Origin of the sequence: Sphaerochaeta sp., from assembly GCF_050256055.1 — a bacterium.
Lineage (GTDB): Bacteria > Spirochaetota > Spirochaetia > Sphaerochaetales > Sphaerochaetaceae > Sphaerochaeta.
Genome location: NZ_JBFWIJ010000036.1, coordinates 1 through 21,670, shown reverse-complemented (window position 1 = coordinate 21,670; position 21,670 = coordinate 1). Strand labels below are relative to the sequence as shown.

At 47.2% G+C, this 21,670-nt stretch carries 20 protein-coding genes; 6 read left to right on the top strand and 14 right to left on the bottom strand.

Annotated elements, in window-relative coordinates:
- Positions 1-164 precede the first annotated feature (164 nt).
- The 13 genes from istA to AB7C91_RS12340 all read right to left on the bottom strand — a co-directional run bounded on the left by istA (position 165) and on the right by AB7C91_RS12340 (position 14,248).
- A complete protein-coding gene (gene istA / locus AB7C91_RS12400) occupies positions 165-1,301 on the bottom strand; it encodes an IS21 family transposase (RefSeq protein ID WP_428591890.1) in 1,137 nt (378 codons plus the stop codon).
- Between the two features lie 437 nt (positions 1,302-1,738).
- A complete protein-coding gene (locus tag AB7C91_RS12395) occupies positions 1,739-2,011 on the bottom strand; it encodes an ATP-binding protein (protein ID WP_428591887.1) in 273 nt (90 codons plus the stop codon).
- Between the two features lie 9 nt (positions 2,012-2,020).
- Entirely contained in the window at positions 2,021-2,323 is a 303-nt protein-coding gene (locus AB7C91_RS12390) for an L-rhamnose mutarotase (protein ID WP_428591884.1), read from the bottom strand.
- Positions 2,295-4,337, bottom strand: a complete 2,043-nt coding sequence (locus AB7C91_RS12385; protein ID WP_428591882.1) for a glycoside hydrolase family 88/105 protein — start codon at positions 4,335-4,337, stop codon at positions 2,295-2,297. The genes AB7C91_RS12390 and AB7C91_RS12385 overlap by 29 nt, the downstream gene beginning before the upstream one ends.
- Positions 4,334-5,245: a dihydrodipicolinate synthase family protein gene (locus AB7C91_RS12380; protein ID WP_428591879.1), complete on the bottom strand. Its 912-nt coding sequence runs from the start codon at positions 5,243-5,245 to the stop codon at positions 4,334-4,336. Before AB7C91_RS12380 ends, AB7C91_RS12385 begins: the two co-directional genes overlap by 4 nt.
- Complete coding sequence (locus AB7C91_RS12375) at positions 5,245-5,946, bottom strand: N-acyl homoserine lactonase family protein (protein WP_428591876.1); 702 nt, start codon at positions 5,944-5,946, stop codon at positions 5,245-5,247. Before AB7C91_RS12375 ends, AB7C91_RS12380 begins: the two co-directional genes overlap by 1 nt.
- 12 nt (positions 5,947-5,958) lie before the next feature.
- Positions 5,959-7,134, bottom strand: coding sequence for a mandelate racemase/muconate lactonizing enzyme family protein (locus AB7C91_RS12370; protein WP_428591873.1), 1,176 nt, complete (start codon positions 7,132-7,134; stop codon positions 5,959-5,961).
- 2 nt (positions 7,135-7,136) lie between these two features.
- Positions 7,137-8,129, bottom strand: a complete 993-nt coding sequence (locus AB7C91_RS12365; protein WP_428591870.1) for a Gfo/Idh/MocA family protein — start codon at positions 8,127-8,129, stop codon at positions 7,137-7,139.
- A gap of 12 nt (positions 8,130-8,141) precedes the next feature.
- Positions 8,142-9,035, bottom strand: coding sequence for a dihydrodipicolinate synthase family protein (locus tag AB7C91_RS12360; RefSeq protein ID WP_428591867.1), 894 nt, complete (start codon positions 9,033-9,035; stop codon positions 8,142-8,144).
- A 6-nt stretch (positions 9,036-9,041) separates the two neighbouring features.
- A complete protein-coding gene (locus AB7C91_RS12355; protein ID WP_428591864.1) occupies positions 9,042-9,884 on the bottom strand; it encodes a carbohydrate ABC transporter permease in 843 nt (280 codons plus the stop codon).
- 7 nt (positions 9,885-9,891) lie between these two features.
- Positions 9,892-10,797, bottom strand: coding sequence for a carbohydrate ABC transporter permease (locus AB7C91_RS12350; protein WP_428591861.1), 906 nt, complete (start codon positions 10,795-10,797; stop codon positions 9,892-9,894).
- A 198-nt stretch (positions 10,798-10,995) separates the two neighbouring features.
- Positions 10,996-12,285, bottom strand: a complete 1,290-nt coding sequence (locus tag AB7C91_RS12345) for an ABC transporter substrate-binding protein (RefSeq protein ID WP_428591858.1) — start codon at positions 12,283-12,285, stop codon at positions 10,996-10,998.
- A 103-nt stretch (positions 12,286-12,388) separates the two neighbouring features.
- Positions 12,389-14,248 carry a hypothetical protein gene (locus AB7C91_RS12340; RefSeq protein WP_428591855.1) on the bottom strand — a complete coding sequence of 620 codons (1,860 nt, stop codon included), beginning with the start codon at positions 14,246-14,248 and terminating at the stop codon, positions 12,389-12,391.
- Positions 14,249-14,296: 48 nt separating this feature from the next.
- Here AB7C91_RS12340 and AB7C91_RS12335 point away from each other — a divergent pair, with 48 nt between their 5' ends.
- The 5 genes from AB7C91_RS12335 (at position 14,297) to AB7C91_RS12315 (ending at position 19,401) form a co-directional block, all read left to right on the top strand.
- On the top strand, positions 14,297-14,803 hold the full coding sequence (locus tag AB7C91_RS12335) for a transposase (protein ID WP_428591853.1): 507 nt from the start codon (positions 14,297-14,299) through the stop codon (positions 14,801-14,803).
- Positions 14,800-15,828 carry an IS3 family transposase gene (locus AB7C91_RS12330; protein WP_428591914.1) on the top strand — a complete coding sequence of 343 codons (1,029 nt, stop codon included), beginning with the start codon at positions 14,800-14,802 and terminating at the stop codon, positions 15,826-15,828. Before AB7C91_RS12335 ends, AB7C91_RS12330 begins: the two co-directional genes overlap by 4 nt.
- Positions 15,829-15,928: 100 nt before the next feature.
- A complete protein-coding gene (locus AB7C91_RS12325; RefSeq protein WP_428591850.1) occupies positions 15,929-16,105 on the top strand; it encodes a hypothetical protein in 177 nt (58 codons plus the stop codon).
- Between the two features lie 25 nt (positions 16,106-16,130).
- On the top strand, positions 16,131-17,855 hold the full coding sequence (locus AB7C91_RS12320; RefSeq protein ID WP_428591847.1) for a cache domain-containing sensor histidine kinase: 1,725 nt from the start codon (positions 16,131-16,133) through the stop codon (positions 17,853-17,855).
- A gap of 1 nt (position 17,856) precedes the next feature.
- Entirely contained in the window at positions 17,857-19,401 is a 1,545-nt protein-coding gene (locus tag AB7C91_RS12315; protein WP_428591844.1) for a response regulator transcription factor, read from the top strand.
- On the opposite strand, the gene AB7C91_RS12310 is transcribed toward AB7C91_RS12315, so the two are convergent.
- On the bottom strand, positions 19,374-20,759 hold the full coding sequence (locus AB7C91_RS12310) for an alpha-glucosidase/alpha-galactosidase (RefSeq protein WP_428591841.1): 1,386 nt from the start codon (positions 20,757-20,759) through the stop codon (positions 19,374-19,376). The genes AB7C91_RS12315 and AB7C91_RS12310 overlap by 28 nt on opposite strands.
- Before the next feature lie 325 nt (positions 20,760-21,084).
- On the opposite strand from AB7C91_RS12310, the gene AB7C91_RS12305 reads away from it, so the two are divergent.
- Positions 21,085-21,555 (top strand): helix-turn-helix domain-containing protein, encoded by a 471-nt coding sequence (locus AB7C91_RS12305; protein ID WP_428591838.1) that lies wholly within the window; start codon positions 21,085-21,087, stop codon positions 21,553-21,555.
- The last annotated feature ends 115 nt before the right edge of the window (positions 21,556-21,670 follow it).

Below are 21,670 nucleotides of genomic sequence, written 5' to 3'. Positions count from 1 at the left end.
CTTGTTTCTTGTTGTAGACATCAATGATCTTCGGTTCTGAGAGTTCGGCTTTATCTTGCTTTTCCATGTTACAGAACTGTAGCATGTATTATGTGAATAAGAAACCAGTAAACCTTTGTTTTATGCGATAGAACAGGTGTTTTGGGTAATTTTAGAGAAACATGTTACAACTTGGGCGGAATTTGGGTATGGATGTATACATGTTCAGCAGTTGCCCTGACAATGACTGTCTCTTTGATATATCGCACCGGTACACTATAATAGGCACAGTCGAATTGGATATGGGTATCCCGGCTTACTACTGCTTTCTTCTCGGTATACGACTGGTACTCGCATGCCGGAAGAGGCAGTAGCATCTTTCTTTCCTCCGCCATGAATATCTCAGAACGGGACCCTGTCCGCTTGGAATACGGTCTCTCAAGCCGTGAGAGCAGTTTTCTCCTGAGCATCCTGTTGAATTCCTGCAGAGAATGATAACTGTGCCGTGCCAGGGGCGTGAGGATATCCTCCTCAATGATCCTGACCGTCCGTTCTACATGAGCTTTATCCTTCGGACGGCGGACTCTGGCCGGCTTGATGAGAAAACCGTAATGGTCGGCGAATTCAGCATACTGGGTAGTGATGATGGCGGGGGTGTCAGTGCCTTTCTGTGGCCGGGTTATGGCCGTCCGGCAATTGTCGGGGACCATGATGGAGGGACAGCCTCCGAAGAAAGCGAAGGCGTGGCGGTGTCCGTCAATCCACGATTCCATCTTTTCATTACGGAACGCCTCCGCATAGAAATACCCGCTATAGGGAAGGGAAAGTACAAATATATGCACCGCAATTCTTTCTCCGGTGTCCCGCTCACTGATGTGCGCCTTGTCCCCGACCCAGTCCGCCTGGCCCTCAATCCCCGGTTGCCGGCCGATGCGCATGCTCATGTCATTCTTGGTCGCATGGGTGCTGACAATCTCGTTGAACCGGGTAATCTTATACGCCTTTTTCCCTTGTGCCTCGGCTTTCCCCACATACTCCAGCCAGAGATTGTTTCGTAGTTCGCCACGCCTTTGCCGCTCGATGATCATTTCTGCATCTGGTTGCAGGTACGCCTCATCGGTTTTGTATCGTGCAATGAAAATCTGCTCGGCGATGTGTTCATTACTTAGATTCTCCGGAATGTCCGCTATATTCCCCCAGACTCTTTCGCACCGCGAGAAGACCCTCTCCACCGTGTCCCATTTGCATGTCATCGCATGGGCAATGGCATTGACGCTTGCTCCTTGTTTCCTGAGATGGAGCATCTTTAGGTAGTCTATCATCGACTCCCCCCTAATATGGATTTGTCTTGCGACATGTCGTCCATTCTAGGGTGTTAGGATGTATCGGAAAATGCCATATTCATCCCGACGGTTTTGTTCCTCTCCGTCAGTGGTTTCGTTCTCCCATCACCAGCGGTCTGGCTCTCCCTTCAAAGGCGTTGGCTACAAAAGTGTTTACTGAGCATCAGCAGAAGAAAAGTATCCTGAGTTAGAGCTAATCAAAGACAAAATTTGTTTTAAGAAAACTAGATAAAAAATCCCCGCCTAATGTCGGGGACCGCATGTAACATAAAAGTAAAAATCGATGTATCTCGTGTCTATGGGATACACTTGGATGGGTGGGGTGTCAAGCTTTCAGTACAGCAAAGTCAGGCAGTAGCGACAGATAAATATCCCCAGGAACGCCAGGTCACTTCTCCATATCCGACATATCCAATTTATCTTGAGGGAGGAAGCCGGTCGCGGATAAGCGCATGACGCATCCTCTGGCTCTCCGGTCCTGTCTGAATCAAGTGTCCATGATGGACCAGACGGTCCAACATGGTTGCGGTCAGCTGCTCGTTGGTGAAGATGGTCCCCCACTGGTCGAAAGGCAGGTTGGTGGTGACGATCAGGCTCTTCTTCTCGTAGCAGTCGTCGATGACGCGGAACAGCAACTGGGATCCTTCACGATCAACAGGGATGATATATCCCCATTCATCCAGAACCAACAGTTCGGCTTAGAGCAGATAGAAGATTTCAGAAAACTTCTCTGGATCTGCTTCTGAATCTTCGAGAAAAAGATTTCCCATATAATCTTTCCATCTGTGTATCCAGTCATCTGCGGACTGTCGCATATGTAGATGATCCTCTGAATCATACTCGAAATAACCGATGACCTCAGTGCCCCTTATCCAGATTGAATAGTTACGTATACCGCTTTCGACAAGAACTTCACGCACTTCCGGCCAGATTTCCGCATGCCTTTTCGCATATTCCTCACTCTTCCCTTGCTTAAGCTTTGCTAGCCACACATGTCTCATCATTTGTCTCCTGATATTCCAGAAATTCACACAATGCCAGAAGCACGACACCAATTCCATGTGTGTCGTTACGTTTCCATGGCAATTCATACATATAGTAATAATCAGAATACGAACAGGCAGATCCGGCGCTGACACCGAAAATATCGCCTCCCTCGCTCATGTATCCTCGCATCATTCCACCAACTGCCCTTTTTACCGCATCGGAAATAACAGATGAAGAAACCCATTTTTTACGAAGCCCTTTAGAAGCAGCATAGACAAACATCGCTGTCGCTGATAGTTCATGATAGGAGTCCGGTCTGTCCAAGACCTGCGGGAACATCCCATCTTCTATTTGACAGACAAGCCAGCCATCAAGAACCCGTTTGTACAATGAGAGAATTCTTTCATAACCAGGATGTTCATCATCCAGGACTGAAAGAAGCTCGACAGATGTAAAAAGAACCCACCCGTTGCCACGGCCCCACGGCACCCCAAACTGTACTTTCTTTTTCACTTCATACACATGGGAATACAAATGTCTATCATCCATCCACAAGTATGAATCGAAAAGTTCAAGCTGTCTCACTGCATCATCCAGAAAGTCAGGACGACCATAATGAACCGCATACTTCGCTAGAAAAGGAATGCTCATGAACGTATCATCCGCCCACAAAGTGTTTTCCAAGTATTCAGGTTCCCCTTTGCGGTAGAAAACCCCATCTGGCAGCCTTTCCTGAATACCATGCATAAAGCAAGCTATGACTTCCAATAGATTTTCTATTTCTGTGGCAAGCAGAGGATCTGAAATATAGGGAAGAAGTTCAAGAAGAAGATTCCCAAACGATCCACAATCATCAAGAACTTTGAGATTCACAATATGATGATTCATCTCAGGATAACCGAACAGCTCTTTATCTTTAAGGGAGCGTCTGTAGTACATGACACACTCCCGTACATGAGAAACAATATAGCCAATAAGATTCTTCTCAGTCGTATGGAGAGCTGCGTTGAGGAGACCATAGAGGGTCACACCTACAGGATAATTAAAGATCCCGTACCGCTCGGAGAGTACATATGGCCTCATTACTGTCCTGGAATCCTCATACCACACCCGCATGTCCAGTTTCCCCAAGTCCATGGATTCTCCTTCTACCAGAAGAGAAAAGACCCAGGGAGTATCGAGACGGGGATTCAATGGATTTATGCAAAGAATTCCAGACACTTCATGTAGGAAATCCAGTCCGGAATCATAAGCAACAAGGTCATAATCCCCCATTTCCAAGACGAGAGGCCATTTCTTTATCTCCTGGCCATCTAAATAGGCTTTCCGCGCTCCGTTCCCAGAAAATCCGGAATGAAAATGAACACGACGAGATACAGAGAGCCGGGTACGTACCAAATAGTGTCTTTCAGGTAACCTTCCACCGTTACCTGCAGTATCGAGTAAAGGGAACCAATGCAGACCTGACGAGCTTTCATCAGGAGAAAACTCCACACGGCGGTGCAAGTCCTCATACGCTACATCGACTGTTTCAGAATACACCCATCCTCCTTCCTGAGGTCTCTGGAGGAATGGAGCAAGAAAATGACACCAGAACCATTTAGGATTACTAGGTCCGAACTCAAGCCCAAAACCGCCACTTGTCTTTTGGACACGAATACACACTACATTCCACCCTTCATGGAATGTGAGGAGAATCTTATTCTCAATGCGTGGGTTGATTGAGGCAATGGGATCTGACTTGTATATAAACCTGCCATTCAGATATATCCAACATGGGCTGAAGAAACGTACGTAGAAATCAATCGACTCCTCCTTGTCCCTCCAGGTCCTCGCCATGATATAACTGAACTGTCCATTTTCTGCGTCAGGAAGTTTCTCAGAGACATCAAGCATCCAGTGGCCGCTGTCATTACAGTAGAAACCATCAGTGCGGAATCGCAGGAACTGCAGAGGTACAGCTGGATTATCATGGACATACTTATCTGAAATTGAGGATATCAACCTGCGTATCCGATCAAGCCTCATAGTTCACCCATCTCCTTACATACTCTATCCACATATGCCAAAGACCATTCATCTGGCGCCGGAAGGCTTGGGGTCCTCATTATGGAGTTTTTCAGGAGCCCTTTCTTGTATAAGATATGTTTTTCAATCGCAGTAAAGGCTTCAATATGTCTGAAGTTATAAAAAATATAGGCACTCATGAGCTTGTAAATATTCTCAGCATCCTGGCTCCTGCCCTTGTTGAACGCGTCACAGAAAGCACGGAACGAACGCAGGCATGCCAAGCCTGGCATCACACTACTTGCGCCCCGGGAAAAAGCATCCAGGCAGTGGAATCCACCGTTCCCAATTGCAATCTCAGTATCATGCCCCAAGATTTCTTTCAAGGATGAGACAACAGGACCAACCGGCTGTTTCTCTACCTTAACCATATTGATGGTGTTATGACTTCTACACAATGAAGCTACAAAAGCGATGTTCAAACCTTTTCCCGTCAGGTCAGGTGCATATTGGATCATAACCGCGACCTGCCCCAATTCACGGCAAATTCCTTCCACATGGTCGCCGATCATCGAGGAAGAAGGATTGGCAAAACTCGGTGGCATGATGTTGATCATGGTGGCCCCGCCGCGGATGAAATCCCGTGCTTCCTCCACCGCAATCCTCGTTCCCTGCTCGCATAACGTTGCCATGACGGGTATTGAAAAGCCGGCAGCTTCCCGACAGGCGGTTTCAACTAAGCCGATCTTTTCTTCCCTGCTCAACTTATAACATTCCGATGCCCCTCCGAACAAGACCAGCCTGTCTGCGCCGTTCTCACACGCCCAGCGGACAATGAGAGCGAATTGTTTGTAGTCAACAGCCTCGCCATCGTCGGTGAATGGAGTGGGGAGTACAGGACAGACCAACTTCTTATTCATTTCAGTCATTATCTTTCTCCTCCATGCTTGAATTGGCGATAATCATGAGAACAGATACACTCAAAGTCTCCTTGTTCCTCCATCCTCCTCATTTCCTCCAGGAAAGCTCTTGCCCCCGGGAGGTCCTGGCACAAGCCGACCGCACGACCAGATTCAAGGTTTTCACGGCACATCACGTTGTCTCCCGCGATACAGACCCTTTTCTCACCATCCATGACATATACGGCTTGACAGCCAGCCGTATGACCACTCGCCCGCTTCAGGAAAATAGAAGGAGAAAGCCGATATTCTTCGGTGACCAACATGACACGGGACTCTGCCCTCCGAATTGTTTCTGCCACATCATCCTGCTCGGCTAAAACCCTCCAGTATTCGACCGACTGACAGTAAATCCTCGCATTGGGGAACAGTGCAAGATTCGCCATATGGTCCCAGTGCAGATGCGTCAGAATCAGATGCTTCACCTTCCCAGGTTCGATTCCCACCCGCTCCAGGACATCAAGATAGGAATCTTGCCTGTGGAAGGCCAATCCATAGATGCGTGTCTGCGCCTGTGTGTCGGAAAAACCCGTGTCAACGACATAGTCTTCCTCTCCATCCCGAATGAGATAGAGCATCGATGGAACAAAATGTGTTACATTTATATCCCCATCTTCAAACAAGACATTCTCTCCCACAGGACCAAAGAATCCTGTACAAACTTGTTTCATGTTCATAATGGTTCACCAAAGAGGGATGAAATCAGGTTTACGCACAGCATCCTCGTCAATATATGGATACGCGCGTATTACATCTTCGGACAGCTCTACACCTAATCCAACAAGCCCTTCAGGCATATGGATATAGCCATCTTTATACTCGATGGAGCAAAGGAGAGGCGATTCTCGCAGGGGATTCAACGTCTGGTCATGCTCGACTACAATGGCATTGGGAGTAGAGACAATGAAATGGAGATTTGCCATGAAACCCACCCCCGAACCAAAGATATGAGGAGCACAATCCATGTGATGGACGGAGGCATACGAGGCAATCTTTTTACACTCGGAAATGCCCCCTGAGCGCGTGACATCCGGTTGCACCATACTTACTCCACGACGGCTGATCAGTGGTGCAAATCCGTAACGGGTGAATTCATTTTCTCCGGCTACAATTGGCACGGTCGTAGCCCTGGATAGCCTGACAAAACCTTCAACGTCGTCTGGATGCAGCGGTTCCTCCATCCAGAACAAATTGCAGTCCTCAAGGGCTTTGCATACCTTCAGGGCTGTCGTATAGGACCAAGGGAAATTTGTGTAACACTGCCCTGCGTCCACAAGAAGCTGGATTCTGTTTCCGATTCGGGCATGCAAACGGCGAATCATCTCTACTTCCGGCATGGGATCCTGAGCCCCAATCCGCATCTTGAATCCGAAGTATCCGCTATCGACGTAGGAAGCTGCTTCCGAAAAAAGGTCCTCCTCATCCTTATACATTCCACCACTTGCGTATGCCCGGATCTTTTTCCTATACTGCCCTCCAAGCAAAGTTGACACCGGCACTTTCAAGTATTTGCCAACGATGTCGTAAAGCGCAATGTCCACACCGCTCATGATCGTAGAAACCACTCCCTTGCGGGCATAATGGCAGGATTGGATATACAACTTCTGCCAAATCTTCTCAATGTCCATGGGGTCCTCACCAACAAGCATCGGCTCGAATCGCTCTTGGACTATTTTCTCGATAGAGCGCGGCAGATACGCTGATTCCCCAACCTCTCCCAGCCCGGTCAGGCCGGTATCCGTTGTAATTCTTACCAAGACACAGTTGCGCTGAAGAGTCGCACCACCAGACCACTTCCACGCTTCAGACTGGGAATATCTATACGACATCAGAATCGTTTCTATTCTCTCGATTTTCATGATTACACCTCCTCGACCGGGACTGTGGCACCAGTTCTGACTGCCTGCATGATATCCTGATGGATGTGCAGGACTCTCTCTGCATCCTCAATCGTCGAGAGAGGATCTTTCCCACCCATGATGCAGTCATAGATAAAATACTTCATTTGGTTATCAAACATCTCCTGGTAAATAGGCTGCTCATAGCCTCCGTCTTCCTTGTTCAGTACAAAGTCCCGCCGGTTGAATTGTAGAGCCCCACCCGTCCCTAAGATCTTCACGAAATGTGTAAATGGGGTACTGGTATGGTCATCTACCGCCCAGGAGAGAAAAGTCGTAACGATAGTGTTTCCGCGAGTCTTTATCAGGATACCGATCTGAGGTCCTTCAGTTGGAACGACTGACGCAGGATAAGAGGTAGTCACAGCACTTACGCTCTGCGGCATCCCCACAAGGGCCAGCATCATGTATAAGTGATGGCAAAGAATATCTACTTGAGGTCCCTCATACCGCACAAAAAGCTGTTCTTCCATGTAATATGTTTCTGTAGTAAACAAAAAAGCGATTTGACCTAAAGTACCATCATGAGCCGCTGCTATCATCCTCATCATGTCCTGAGAATAAAGATAACTGTGCCCGGGGAAACAGACCACCGATCGTGAACGAGCCAGGTCTTTCATACTTTTCATTTCTGCCAAGTCGAATGAAACGGGCTTCTCAATCAACACATGCTTGCCTTTGTCCATGGCTGTCATGGCATATTCGTAATGGCTCGTATGGGGAGTCAACACCAGAATGGCATCAATATCTTCCCTTTCGATTATCTCCTGCGGCGACGCGAGTTCCAGCCCATGCCGGCGACAGAAATCCGAGGCGGAACTCCCCCCCCCGGCGACGATCACCTCCGCACCTTGACATTTGGAAACAGCCAGCAGATGATTCTCCGCTACTCTTCCACATCCGATCAGACCAATTTTGAGGGAACCTGTCCCTTTATTCTTGTCCACATATACCATCTCATTTCACCTTCAGACACCGGAAATCATCCGGTATAATTGTTTTTCATATGCGACAAGAGCATCCTCGTCATCAAGAAAAGCAAATTTTCTCTGGAAAGGACCTGCGTCATACCCCATAACCTGTGCAAGGATTCGATAGTTTTCCGGAAAACTGACCTTATCCAGGGAGAGGATGACCGAAGTCACTAAGTTTTGGAGGCGTCTTGCCTCTTCCCACTCGCTCCGGGCGAATGCGGAAACAATTTTCTCATGTATCCCGCTCAGCAGCCAGGAACCGGTTGACATCAGTCCTGCCGCTCCCGCCGCCAATGCTCCCAGCAGCATCGAGTCCTGTCCGGTGAATACCGAGAAATCTCTACCTAGCCGCGCGGAAATCGCACACAGAGCAGCAAAATTCAATGCATCTCCGCTACTGTCTTTGATTCCCTGAACCCTTTTATCTTCCTCTGCCAGAGTCTCAACCACAGGCAGGGACACACGAGGGGCGCAGAACGGAATATTATACAATATTAGGTTCACATCATTCGGCAGGCCAGATAGTACTGTACGATAGAAATCTAGGATTTCACTATCCTTCTGAGGATAATAGTAAGGCGGACAGAGAATCATATCGGTATACCCAATGCCATAGGCATGACGAGCTAGACGCAGAACGTCTCTCTCAGTCGGGCCACAAATACCTGCGACCATCTCTCTGTCCCTAACTTGCTCTCGGGAAATACGAAGAAAGACCACAGCCTCCTGGAAACCCATGTAAGGGAATTCACCGGTAGAGCCGTTGACAACAAAACCTGCCAGAGGTTTTTCAGCCATTAAAGTCAACATTTTTTCAAATCGCAGTTCGTCAGCCTTTCCTGCCTCAGTAAAGCAGGACAAAGTAACTCCATATAAACCATTCTTCATATCATGTTACCCCTTGATTCCCGTAGTGCTGATACCTTCCATGAGGTATTTCTGCAGACAGACAAAGATGATCAGTATCGGAAGAATAGAGAGGGACGACATGGCGAACATTGCACCCCAGTCGGAAGATGAAGACGGGTCGCTGAACATCTTCAAAGCCATCGTCACTGGATACTGTCGGGGATTGTTCAGGTATAGAAGAGCTCCCATGAAATCATCCCATTTCCAGATGAATGAAAAGATGGTGATAGTCACCATCGCCGGTTGCAACAATGGCAAAATAATGTGCTGGAAGATGCTCCACGCCCCACATCCATCCATCTTGGCAGATTCGTCCAGTTCCCGAGGAATGCCTTTCACAAATTGAAAGGCAAGGAATATAAAGAACCCATGACCAAAGAAATATGGTACTGTCAGCGGAAGGTATGTCCCAACCCAGTCTAGCCTTTTGAAGAATAAGAACTGAGGAATCATCATCACCTGTTGGGGAAGCAACATCGTAATCATCATGCAGGAGAACAAAACTTTTTTTCCTGGGAAGGAAAATCGTCCGAAACCATAACCGACTACTGCGGCGGAAATTACCGAACCGATAGTTCCGACAATACTCAAAATCAGGGAATTCTTGAAGAATACAGAAAAGCTGATTCCCCCGAAACCTTTCCACCCGTTGGCATAGTTCTGAAAATACAGGGAATCAGGGAAAAGACTACCTGCTCTCTTAAATATCTCTGCATTCTCCTTGAAAGAACTAAATATCATCCACAGTAAGGGATATATCATGACAATTCCGATCAGTGAGATTACCGTGTAATAGATGATATTGTTGATGGTACGTTTTTTGATCATGTCAGTTCTATTCCTCATACACCCAGTACTTCTGCGTTTTGAACAGAAGGATCGTAATCGTCCCCACAATAAGGATCATAAACCACGATAATGCCGCTCCATATCCCATGTTGTAGTATTTGAAAGATTGGTTATATACATATACCATATAGAATAATGTTCTATTTAACGGTTTGCCTTCGGTAATGAGGAAGCTCTGGGTAAAAGCCATGAACCCAGTAATGACTTGCATAATCAGATTGAAGAATATCGTGGGTGAAAGCATAGGGAGTGTAATACGGGTGAACCTTTTCCACCTTCCCACTCCGTCCACCATGGCCGCTTCGTACAGAGATATGGGAATCTGTTTCAGTCCGGCAAGAAAAATCAGCATCGCCGAGCCGAATTGCCAGACAGAGAGGATAATCAGTGTCCATATCGCTGTATTCTCCCCCCCAATCCATGAATAGGTCACGGAAACACCAAGCGTATTCAGAATTCCATTGATGACACCATCGGAAGCGAACATTCTTTTCCACAGTACGGCGATAGCAACGCTTCCACCGATGATCGACGGGAGATAGTATACGGCACGAAATATCGCTACGACCTTCCCATTCCGAAACAATAACATGGCTACTACCAACGCTGTTGCCATACGTAGAGGACCGGACACGAACGAATAGAACAACGTCACACCGAGAGACTGCCACATGGTCTTATCACTTACCATATCCACATAATTCTTAAGTCCTACCCAGCGTGGCGGGGACAGAATGTCATACTTACTGAAAGAATAGTAAAACGACATACCCATCGGAATAAGGCTGAAAGCCAGGAATCCAATGAGAAAAGGCATGGTGAACAGGATACCTGCCTGGTTCTCCTTGGTCAGTCTGAAATTGAATTTAGTTTTTGAGATTATTCTGTTCACTATTGGCTCCCCGTACCTGAGGCAGGCGCATATGATGGTTTTCTTTGTTTTTTTAGAAGAAATATGCGCATCAGCATTGCGATTATTTTTGATGGATAAAGAAAAAATCGGACCAGGGTGGATGTTCCCCTGCACAGCCTGCTTCAGGAGCCCCTGCAGCAGGGAAACATCATTCAAACAACGTGGGAATTAGGTCCCTTACAAGGCATCCTTAAAGATCAAGTTGCCCTGTATGAATGTGTGCTGGGCAGCTTCCCTTGCTGTCATCTTGCCCGCACAGACCATTTCCACGGTATTATCCACCAAGTCATAAAAACGGCTGGTCCCAGGAGGAGTCGGTGGATCGGGCGGAGTGGCATGTTCAGCAACTTTGTTCACATATGCTACAACTTTTTTATCGGTTTCTCCCATATTGGCGGCAACTGCTTCTGACACTTTGGAGGCGATAGGAATGCCACGCTCGCCATTGAGAACCAAGTTTGCCTCGATGGAGTTGGTGAGATAATTCAGAACAGCTACAGCCTCGTCGGGATTCTTGCTATTTGAAGTAACACTGAAAAACTGACTGGGCTTCAGGAACATCGTGGAAGCACCGTGATCGGCAGGCAACATAGCGAGACCAAAGTCTTTACCGATAGCTTGCTCATAGGAGAGCACCTTGTTTGACGTAAGGAACTGACACCATGCAGTACCATCGGCTATCGGGTCCATTTCCGCTACGCCAGCTGTCCTTTCGACGAATACATTGGCGGGCAAATGCCAACCTTCCTTCACGCCATCCTCGTAGACCGAATAAAACTGTTCGAGGTACGAAGCATCAGGAACACCTAACTTCCCTTCCTGCATCAACACATATCCATAATCCCTGACCAGATATTCCAGCATGTAGGCGCTGCTTCCGTAGGAATAATTTGTCCTGACTCCGGTTTTCCCGTAGATTGTCCTGCTCAATTCCTTAAATTCATCGATTGTCATGATGTCTGGAACAGTTACGCCGGCACGTGCCACAATATCCTTATCATAAATCATGTTGTACGTAGTGACTCCGCTGACTACCCCGAAAATCCCGTCTCCTATCTTGGCGCTTTCAACAATGGACAGAGGAACATCACTCATATCCAAGGTGCCATTCTCGATGTAGGGACTCAGGTTCAGAAGAAGACCATTGCCTTGATAGTTGGCAATCTCACTGTAGTCCATCTGTATGATGTCCGGCATGATGTTCCCAGCAGCTTGGGCAGCGAGCTTGTCCCAGTAGCCACCCCAGTCATTGAATTCTGTCTCAAACGTGACACCGGGATTATCTTGTGCATACATATCAAGCGCTTCGGTAGTAATCTGGTTCCTCAGTTGATTTCCCCACCACGACATGCGTAAAACCACACTGCTTCCAGCCACTGGCGCCTGCTCTTTCTGCGCTCCGGCGAAAACCAAAGACGAAACAAGCATCAGACAGACGATGCTGATCACAACCTTTTTAAAACTCATTGAATTACCTCCTCCAGTCATTTGGGACTGCATGACTAGAGTATACAAGCCGTTTTTATGGCGTTCAATCCAAAAAACCGTAACACATTCTCAAAAAAAACGACTATTCGAGGTCTGCCCAGTCTTCTATCTCAATCAAAGATTGAAGACGGAACGCCGACGGCCATGCGACCAACCAGTCATTGAATTCTCCCCGGGGTATCCGGTCGCGCATGCCCCAGCGGCAGTTGTAATTTCCTTCGTTCTGACTGCCTTCCGGCCGTTCCATCCCATGTATCTTAACGCCTCTTCGCGCTATTCCCTGCTGAACGTTATGCCAAATATGCAGAGCGCGTCGCTTCCATAGACTGTTTCCCATGTATCGTGCCAATTTCAGCAAATCAGGAACAATCAGACCACCCCAGTTGTCAATGTGGTGGTGCTGGACGGAAACACTGGTTGCTCCTACCATGTTGTATCCATGGCGAACAAAATCGCTTTCCTCCCCATATATCGGGTTGTAATGGAACATATACGAGAGAAAATAATAAGCGGCTTTCTGGGCAACTTCCAGGTATTCTTTTTCATGTGTTTCTTCATAAATCATCAACGCCCCTTTGAGCAGAGGTGAAGACGTTTCCTTGTCCACACAGTCTGTATCAAGCGCTCCTGAGGTACAGACAAACTGCGCCAGATCCCTGCTATGGTAGAAGTCCAAGGCTTTTTTCGCCATGGCCAAATATATTTCATCTTCGGTTGCCCGGTATAGCTCCATCAAAGCTGGAATCATGTATGCGCCGATTGTTCCCTTCCGGTCCACACATTCGCCTTTGCCGTCCCACAGCTTTCCAAATCCGAACTCATCGCTGTAGTTCCTTACAAAGAAATCCCCAGCCCGGCGTGCAAAGTCCAAGTATTCTTCCCTGGCGATACCATGTTTTCTCAGAAGTACATATGCCCTAACGACCTCCGCTATCCCGAACCCGAGGTTGCATGTGTCGGCAAGAAGGCCGTCCTTTTCCATTCCTTTTTCATAATGGACGTAGAACAAGCCGGAAGATATCTGCATTGAACGGGTCCAAGCGTCAAGAATTCCCAATCCATTTCGCAAAAACTCATTATCCTTCGTATGGAAATACTCATGAAGAAACATACGGGCATATATCGCATTCTGGCCACACCATCCGATCTCAAAATGCTTCCGGTCAAAGACAAGCCCCTTTTCCTCAATACTGCGTCCGATGATGACGAGGTGAGTTTCGTCCCATGGCCAGAGCAGGTTCTTGGCTTCTGAAATTCCGAGTTTCCAAACCTCAGAAGGGCTCATCACTGCTTTAGTAGAACACGGGTACAGCATCGGTACCAAGTCAAGTACAGTTGCCATTCCATAGTTTTTCCATCGCGGTCTACCAACGATGCAGAAAACAACCGTAGTCAGCGACGATCCTGGAGACAAGGTGATGAATTCTTCAAACTCTTCCGTATAGTAGTCAGTACATGAATATGTCAGCGGTGACTCTATGACAGGATAATAAATAGACTGAAGAAATCTTCCACCACACTCTTCAATGCTACATGAACTGATAAGACTCTCACGGTTTTCGTCAGACGCACAAAGAGCCACCATAGCCGTAGAATTTTCCACCAGTGAGCATGAAGGTATCCCCACTCGGTCATAAGCATATATCCACGGCTTACCGTGATACTCCAGTCCTTTGGGCTCTTTGCCGGAACCAAAAGGATTACCATTGTAAGTAACGCAGGGAATGAGGTAATGGTCAACCGGGAACTTTGGAGAAATCTGGGTTGCCATCTGTAAGTCTAGGTTCCTTCCCGAGATGTTCGTCCACCGGCGTGTAAGTCGCACCACGGAGAGGGTGGCATCCCATTCCACCGTTTCTCGCACGAGCATGTCACCACTACTATATTCACCTGGTTTTTCCGCCCCATCCAGCCGAATCCATTCGCCTTTTCTCTGGCGCATGGACACTAGCTGTCACAATAGTTTTCGCTAGGAGGAAAGCGAAAACAGATGAAATATTCCAAGGGATTCAAGAGTTCAATTGTTCGTAGAGTGGTTGATCGGGGAGAGAAGAGCGTGTACCAGGTTTCTAAAGAGACGGGGATCAGTGCAACAACAATCAACAACTGGATAGCGAAGCACAAAGCTGGTAAACTGATCCTGGATTCTTCTGATGATCTTACACCATCACAGAGGAGTCCCGGAGAGAAGCTTGCACTGTTGTTGGAAAGCAAGACACTGGACGATGCCAATCGCGGTGAATGGCTCAGACGACAGGGGTTGCACTCCGAACACCTCCCATTATGGGAGCAGGAGTTAGCCGGTATGGTACAGGACAAGCAGAACGCATTGAAGACCGAGAACACAAACCTGAAGAAAGAAAAGAAGCAGCTGGAAAGGGATCTGCGTGCCAAGGAACGGGAACTGTCCATAAAGGAAAAGGCCCTTGCAGATGTTGCAGTGTTGCTTACCCTCAAAAAAAAACATCGGAACCTGTTTCAGGACGAGGAGAACTGACCTCGGAAACGGAGAAGGAAGAGATCCTTTCCTTTGTATATGAGGCAAAATCTCTGGGAGTGGCTGAAAAGTCGACCTGTGGCTTCCTGGGCATCAGTGTAAGGACCATCCAGAACTGGAGGAGCAAGGGGCTGCGTGACAGGCGAAAAGGCAGCTCCCACCCCACCAGCAGGCTTGCCCTCACCCCAGAGGAATGGGATGCGTTATTTGAGGCGGCCACCTGCAAGAGGTTTGCAGACCATACCCCTGAGCAGATTGTGGCAACCCTCGCGCAGGAAAGTGTTTATATCGCCAGCACATCCAGTATGTATCGTGTCCTGCGCAGGCGTAATGCAATGGCCCATCGTAGTGAGTCCAGGAAGGCCAGCGTCACTAGAGAGAGCACGGAAATCATTGTGACAGAACCAAATAAAGTTTGGGCTTGGGATATAACTTGGCTGAGAACCCCAGTGCGAGGCATCTTCCTGTACGCCTATACTGTCATTGACCTGTTTGACCGGAGTATTGTGGGATGGTGCATAGAGACGTACGAATCGGATGAACTTTCCAAGCTTTTGTTTGCTAGGATCACACGAGACAAGAAGGTCATACCCCAAATTTTACATGCGGACAATGGCAATCCAATGAGAGGGATGACCCTTGCAGTCTTCCTGGATTCCCTGTTTATAAGCCGTAGCTATTCCCGTCCGAGATGCAGCAATGACAACGCCTTCATCGAATCATGGCACAAAACTTTGAAATATTCGGTGGGATATCCCAAGATGTTTGAAAATTTGGAAGCTGCACGTATCTGGTATGCTGATTTTGTCCATTGGTATAACAACAGTCACCAACATTCTGGATTGGCGTATGTTACCCCAATGCAGGCAAGGACAGGCGAAGCAAAAAAATTGTTTTTTGAACGAAACAAGACGATTCTGGCAGCAAGAGAAAGAAATCCCCTACGGTGGAGCACTGATAAGACAAGAAAGTATGAGCTGCCAGTAGTGAAGACAACCTACAGGCCAGTGACAGTAAAAGTTTGACTAACGAAAGTCAAAATGAAGGCGAAAACTAGCTTGACAAATAGCGAACGGCTTGTATACTCTAGTCATGCAGTCCCAAATGACTGGAGGAGGTAATTCAATGAGTTTTAAAAAGGTTGTGATCAGCATCGTCTGTCTGATGCTTGTTTCGTCTTTGGTTTTCGCCGGAGCGCAGAAAGAGCAGGCGCCAGTGGCTGGAAGCAGTGTGGTTTTACGCATGTCGTGGTGGGGAAATAACGCTGGACAGAAAAGTATCATATCACTACCCTTCCCATAAACACATTCAGTATCACAGGAATGAAATGAATTCTCTGAAAAAGCATTTCAACAACCTGTCTCTTCATCGCAAGCTCTATTTCCTGGCGGGCTTTGTTCTTCTCATGTATTCATTTCTCGTTTTAAGTTTCTCATACATCATCAACCAGCAGCATATTTCCTACAGCCATGACCAGGTGGACTACTATGCTCAGACAATCTCGGACAACGTAAAAAGACTGACAGACCAAATTGAATCTGTGACGTATGATATTCTCTCCGACAGATCGTTGCAATTTCTGCTCCAGACAGCAAAAAGTACGGAACAATTGCAGTATGAAGTCCATAAGAACATCCATGAAAAAATCAGCGCAAGTTATTCCATGAACTCAAAAATCGTGACGGATATTCAGATCATCCTCCAGAATGGACAGATCATCACAGCTCACAATCCCCGTTTTCCAGAAAGTCCCCGACTGGACCAATCAAAGTTTGCCTCCTTTCTCAAGAAAGTGAAGTCTTTGGATGGGGCAGTTCTCTGGGGTAGTTTCATCGACAACGATCAACCGGTTATTCTTGCCGCCAGGGTGATCCGTGCGATTGAGAACCTGTCCTTGGAGCCACTGGGAATTGTTTGCATCACAGTTTCACCCGGAAAGTTGTTCTCTGAAGCTGGCAACCGTCTTGCAGATGAAGATACGGTGATGTTCTTCATGGCAAATGAAGGTGCGCTGTATTCGAATGTGGCCCCTCTAGTCCGTTCAGCAATCCTTACATCAACGCCGGCAATTGGAGGTTTCCTCCATCATGACGGTTACATTATCACGCGGAGGCAGTTCCTAACCCTGGGAATCAATTTGTTCTTCGGGCTACCTTACAAGTCCTTTTTTGCCCAGAGCCTGACGCTGTTCATCTCAATCTTTGTCGTGCTCTTAGCATTCTCAACCTTCTTCATTGGAACAATCTCACGTTTTCTGGCAACGTTAGACAGAAACTTTGACATGCTCTATACAAGGATCCGAGAAGAGAATGTTCAGAGGAACACATATGACTACTCTCCTGAGTTCAGAGCACTGTCAGTTCAATTTCAAGCAGTCGAAAGCAGATTACAGAGGATGATCAATGTGAATCACATCCAGCGAGAGCGGTTAGTGGAAAGCGAACTCAATGCATTGAAAGCCCAGATCAACCCGCATTTTCTCTATAATACGCTTGAAACAATTAACTGGCAGGCAAAAGTTTCAGGCAATCAAGAGGTATCCTTACTAATAGAATCCCTCGGGAAATTACTTCGCAGCGTCTTAAATTCATCGGCTCCTACGCAACCTTTGAAAGCCGAACTGGAAATCATAAATAGTTACATGATCATCCAAAAGTTCAGATTCTCGTCACGTGTGGACTTCTCTTTCGACATAGAAGAGGACACCATGGTCTATCATGTACCCAAGCTCTGCCTTCAGCCCCTGGTTGAGAATGCAATCAAGTATGGCCTGGAAGAAAACATGGGAACGTGCAAGATTATAATAAAAAGCAGAAAGAAAGCTCAGACGCTTTTCTTGGAAGTAAGAAATACCAACTCTCGCTTTCCCGACGGTATGCAGGAGATGCTCACTTCAAAAGACCAAAAGAAGTTTCGTGGTATGGGAGTCGGGCTCCGCAATATCCAAGAACGAATCCATCTATTGTATGGCTCTTCGTATGAATTGGATTTCTCTCATGACGATGGTTGGGCGGTCGTTACTCTGACAGTGCCCTGTACGATGGAGGAATGACATGTATAAGCTACTGATTGTTGATGACGAACCAAACATCTGTGAAAACATCAAGACTTTCATTGACTGGAAAGCTCTTGATGTGGAAGTCCTGGAAACATGCAACAATGGTATTGACGCTCTGAACAGCATTATTGACGAAGGACCTGACATCGTGCTGACTGATATTAAAATGCCCGGTTTGTCCGGACTTGACCTGGTACAAAAGATCTATGACTTGGACCGTCATATCTCGGTAATCCTGCTGAGCGGTTATGATGACTTTTCTTTTGCAAAGACCGCAATGCGTTTCGGTATCCGTCATTACTTGCTAAAACCTTGCAATGAGAAAGAAATCATCTCTGCCATCATTGACGTCATCGATGAATATGAAAAACGCTCTGCCGTCAAGTTCAGGGAACAGACGTTCGAGATGCTGGTAGAGCGTTTTTCCCATGTTTTTTTCCGTGAGATAATGATGAATGTCATCCCGGCTCCCCAGAGACTTCATGCTATGGTTAACCTCTGCAAAGCTAATATCCTGCAGCCCTACGATGAAATTTGTATAGCCAAGCTCCACGGAACCGACCCGCACAGGGGAGCGGAATTTACGGAAATTGCCTTGAATGTGCTGGTAAAAGCAAAAATCAAACCTCTACTCTATCCCCTGATGACCAGTGACTCTATCTATATTTTCTTCCAACCACCCGCTGACAAGGGGCCCGACTTCGCTACGACAGTCCTGAGAGGCAATTCTATCATCAGAAAGAATGATGACATCACTGTAAATGTATCGAACCCCTCTTCACTTGAAGAAACACTCCGGAATGTAGTGGATGAGTTTAATGACCAGAAGCGAGTATGGATGATGGATCACCCCTACAGTTACACCGTCCTCTATGAAAAAGACGATATATACAATGTCTACTACGTCGACATTGATGATAACCTGGGCGATATTGACACATTGAGAAGGATTGTATCGGACTTCTTCTCCCGTTGCTCCGACTTGGAACCGATTAGAAAAATGGCCATGCATGTTATTTCTCAACTTTTGATTTCCCAACAACTCCCTTTTTCCTATACGGTAACGTCACGATATACGGCAATTCAAGATGCAAAGGCAAGCGAAGAAATAATCCATATCACCAATTTACTGATTGATGACTACGCTCAATCTCAAGTCTCTCAGCCCAAGCAGTACAGTGCCTTCATCAGCAGGACAATCGAATATGTAGAAAAGAACTATATGAATTCCAACATCTCTCTTAAGCAGATAGCTCGGGACTGTGTGTTCTTCAACGTGGATTATCTGAGCAGGCAGTTTAGAAAACAGACAGGAATGAAATTCTCCCAATATCTAACATCGGTACGCATGGAGAAAGCAAAACGACTCATTGAGACCATGCCACCGGACCTGCCAATCTATCAAATCGCCGAGAGTGTAGGATGCGGTGACAACTCGCAGTATTTCAGCCAAATGTTCAAGAAATTCTGCGGATTGTCGCCAACGGAATATTATAAGCAGATTAGGATTAATCAGAAGCCCCAGCCTGGCGGCAAATAGGCCGCTGTAGATGCGAGCATCTGATCAAAAAGCTGATGACCATCATCTTCTCTCAACCTGCCGCATATCAGAGGATCACTCATAAAAGCTGCGAGCGCTTTGTCCCTGGTACAGGAAAGCGCAGCTTCCATGATGAGACCTTGGTTGGTGATATGACGGTCGAAGAGATCTTCAAGATTACCCGGAATTTTGCCTGCATATACAGGCCTCACCGAATCTCCGCCAATTACCACATTGGTTTCCACTACGCTCCTGTGATCAAGATTGGCAATCTGCCCACTGAAATTCGGATAGTTGACGTTCGTAACGAATCGTTCCAGCCCACAGAGCGCAGCAATAATCCGGCTTCCTTCTTCTCCACTTGGAACCAATTCTAACTTCTCCCGATGCTCTACAAGGCGACGGCTTCTTTCCCTCCTTCCCACGAGGTCTTGCTTCCTCCATGAAACAGGCGTCAGATTGAACATATATTTTTTCACCACATCAGGGTCAGCCAGATAGCGGTCCCCCGGCATAAACTCAGCAAGATGCCTGTCGCCGGCCGCAGCGATGAAACCATAGGTTCTGAATAAGTCAAACTTCACTTTGTGAGCGCAGTCAAAATGGGAGTTCATCCAGTTTTGGTTTGGCTCATTAAAACCAGTTTCATAATATCGATCCACAAACTGCCTGTAGACGGGCATGATGTCGTATCCATTCCAGAAGGCACTATCAAACCAGGTAAAATGATTCACTCCCCAGACATTCACGTCAAGTTCTTCTCTCCTCGGCCGAGGGACTTCAAGTATTTCTTCGAGTGCATGGGAGAGCAGTTGTTGTGTGCTGAATACCTCATGGCAACACCCAACGGCCTTCACATCGGGGAAGGCTTCATAGAGCGCTCTGACACACAGAGCCATAGGGTTCGTATAATTGATTACCCATGCTTTAGGTGCATACTGAGCAATTGCCTCAGCAAACCCTGTATAGATGGGAATGGTCCTCAGCGCCCTGATCAGACCGCCCGGGCCAGTCGTATCCCCAACTGACTGATAAATCCCATACTTTTCCGGAGCATGGACATCGCTTGTCATCTCGTCCATGGTGCCCGGCATGATGGAGATGAGGATAAAATCCGCACCACTGAGCGTTTCCTTCAGCGTGCTGCATACTTCATAGCGCCACTTTCCAACTGCCTCCGGTCTCAATGACAGGTCGTTGCCGATTTTTGCATTTTCCTGTGCCGATTTCAGGTCCAGATCGTACAGAGCAATAGTCCCCCCCATCCGGCTTTCCAAGGCGATGTCCGTCATGAAGGTATAGGCCCATCCCCTGGATCCGCCCCCTATGTATGCAATCCGTAAATCATCGATTCTCATATTCACTCCTCTTTATACTACCTTGAATCATTATATGTCCGCCGACATATTTCTTTGCCGGGAAAAACTGAATCAATTTGTATAAAAAACCGATGTTCATTTCCAAGAGTTTCCTCTGGGGAAAAACAAAGGGAAAACATGCATCATTAGTTCCAACTGAACTCTGGCATACCTCACGGTATGAAACCTGCACGTCGCTTTCGGGTTCGTCGGCAACTACGCCCCTTGGGATTTTCACCCTAGTAGATCGTAACACTTAAACCTATACTTTTAAAGATACTTGCAGTATCCTTTGATTTAGAGAAGAATAAAGGGGGATACTGCCATGGTATATGCAAAGAGAACCATCAACCTGACCGAGAAGCAAAGAGAATACCTGCATGATTTCATTTCCAAGGGAGTCAGGCAGGTCCAGGCGGTCAAGCGCGCAAGGATTCTCCTTGAGTCCGACACCTCCGACGGGCAACGGTCTGCAAAAGAGCTTGCAATAGCAGAAAAGGTTGGTGTTAGCGTCCCGACGGTGAAGTCGGTGAAGAGGTCCTTCCATGATCTTGGCAAGGATGTCGAGGCCGTGGTCAACCGCAAGCAACGCGAGAAAGGGCCGAGAGAGACAAAGATCACCGGGGATGTCGAGGCCCGACTCATTGCACTGTGCTGCAGTCCGGCACCTGAAGGATATGCCAGATGGACCGTCAGGCTTCTTGCAGAAAAGATGGTGGAACTGGATTACATTGATGAAATCTCTCCCATGTCGGTCTCACGGACACTAAAAAAAACTCATTTAAGCCTCACCTGAAACGGTGCTGGACCATCCCTGCCAAGCAGAACGGTGATTTTGTGGCAGCCATGGAAGACGTCCTGGATCTCTATGCACAGCCGTATGACAGTAAGAGACCCGTGGTATGCATGGA

Excerpts from the sequence above, each read along its gene's own strand:
- istA (WP_428591890.1), bottom strand. The coding sequence starts at position 1,301 with ATGATAGACTACCTAAAGATGCTCCATCTCAGGAAACAAGGAGCAAGC.
- AB7C91_RS12390 (WP_428591884.1), bottom strand. The coding sequence starts at position 2,323 with ATGAGACATGTGTGGCTAGCAAAGCTTAAGCAAGGGAAGAGTGAGGAA.
- AB7C91_RS12385 (WP_428591882.1), bottom strand. The coding sequence starts at position 4,337 with ATGAGGCTTGATCGGATACGCAGGTTGATATCCTCAATTTCAGATAAG.
- AB7C91_RS12380 (WP_428591879.1), bottom strand. The coding sequence starts at position 5,245 with ATGACTGAAATGAATAAGAAGTTGGTCTGTCCTGTACTCCCCACTCCA.
- AB7C91_RS12375 (WP_428591876.1), bottom strand. The coding sequence starts at position 5,946 with ATGAAACAAGTTTGTACAGGATTCTTTGGTCCTGTGGGAGAGAATGTC.
- AB7C91_RS12370 (WP_428591873.1), bottom strand. The coding sequence starts at position 7,134 with ATGAAAATCGAGAGAATAGAAACGATTCTGATGTCGTATAGATATTCC.
- AB7C91_RS12365 (WP_428591870.1), bottom strand. The coding sequence starts at position 8,129 with ATGGTATATGTGGACAAGAATAAAGGGACAGGTTCCCTCAAAATTGGT.
- AB7C91_RS12360 (WP_428591867.1), bottom strand. The coding sequence starts at position 9,035 with ATGAAGAATGGTTTATATGGAGTTACTTTGTCCTGCTTTACTGAGGCA.
- AB7C91_RS12355 (WP_428591864.1), bottom strand. The coding sequence starts at position 9,884 with ATGATCAAAAAACGTACCATCAACAATATCATCTATTACACGGTAATC.
- AB7C91_RS12345 (WP_428591858.1), bottom strand. The coding sequence starts at position 12,285 with ATGAGTTTTAAAAAGGTTGTGATCAGCATCGTCTGTCTGATGCTTGTT.
- AB7C91_RS12340 (WP_428591855.1), bottom strand. The coding sequence starts at position 14,248 with ATGCGCCAGAGAAAAGGCGAATGGATTCGGCTGGATGGGGCGGAAAAA.
- AB7C91_RS12335 (WP_428591853.1), top strand. The coding sequence starts at position 14,297 with ATGAAATATTCCAAGGGATTCAAGAGTTCAATTGTTCGTAGAGTGGTT.
- AB7C91_RS12325 (WP_428591850.1), top strand. The coding sequence starts at position 15,929 with ATGAGTTTTAAAAAGGTTGTGATCAGCATCGTCTGTCTGATGCTTGTT.
- AB7C91_RS12320 (WP_428591847.1), top strand. The coding sequence starts at position 16,131 with ATGAATTCTCTGAAAAAGCATTTCAACAACCTGTCTCTTCATCGCAAG.
- AB7C91_RS12315 (WP_428591844.1), top strand. The coding sequence starts at position 17,857 with ATGTATAAGCTACTGATTGTTGATGACGAACCAAACATCTGTGAAAAC.
- AB7C91_RS12310 (WP_428591841.1), bottom strand. The coding sequence starts at position 20,759 with ATGAGAATCGATGATTTACGGATTGCATACATAGGGGGCGGATCCAGG.
- AB7C91_RS12305 (WP_428591838.1), top strand. The coding sequence starts at position 21,085 with ATGGTATATGCAAAGAGAACCATCAACCTGACCGAGAAGCAAAGAGAA.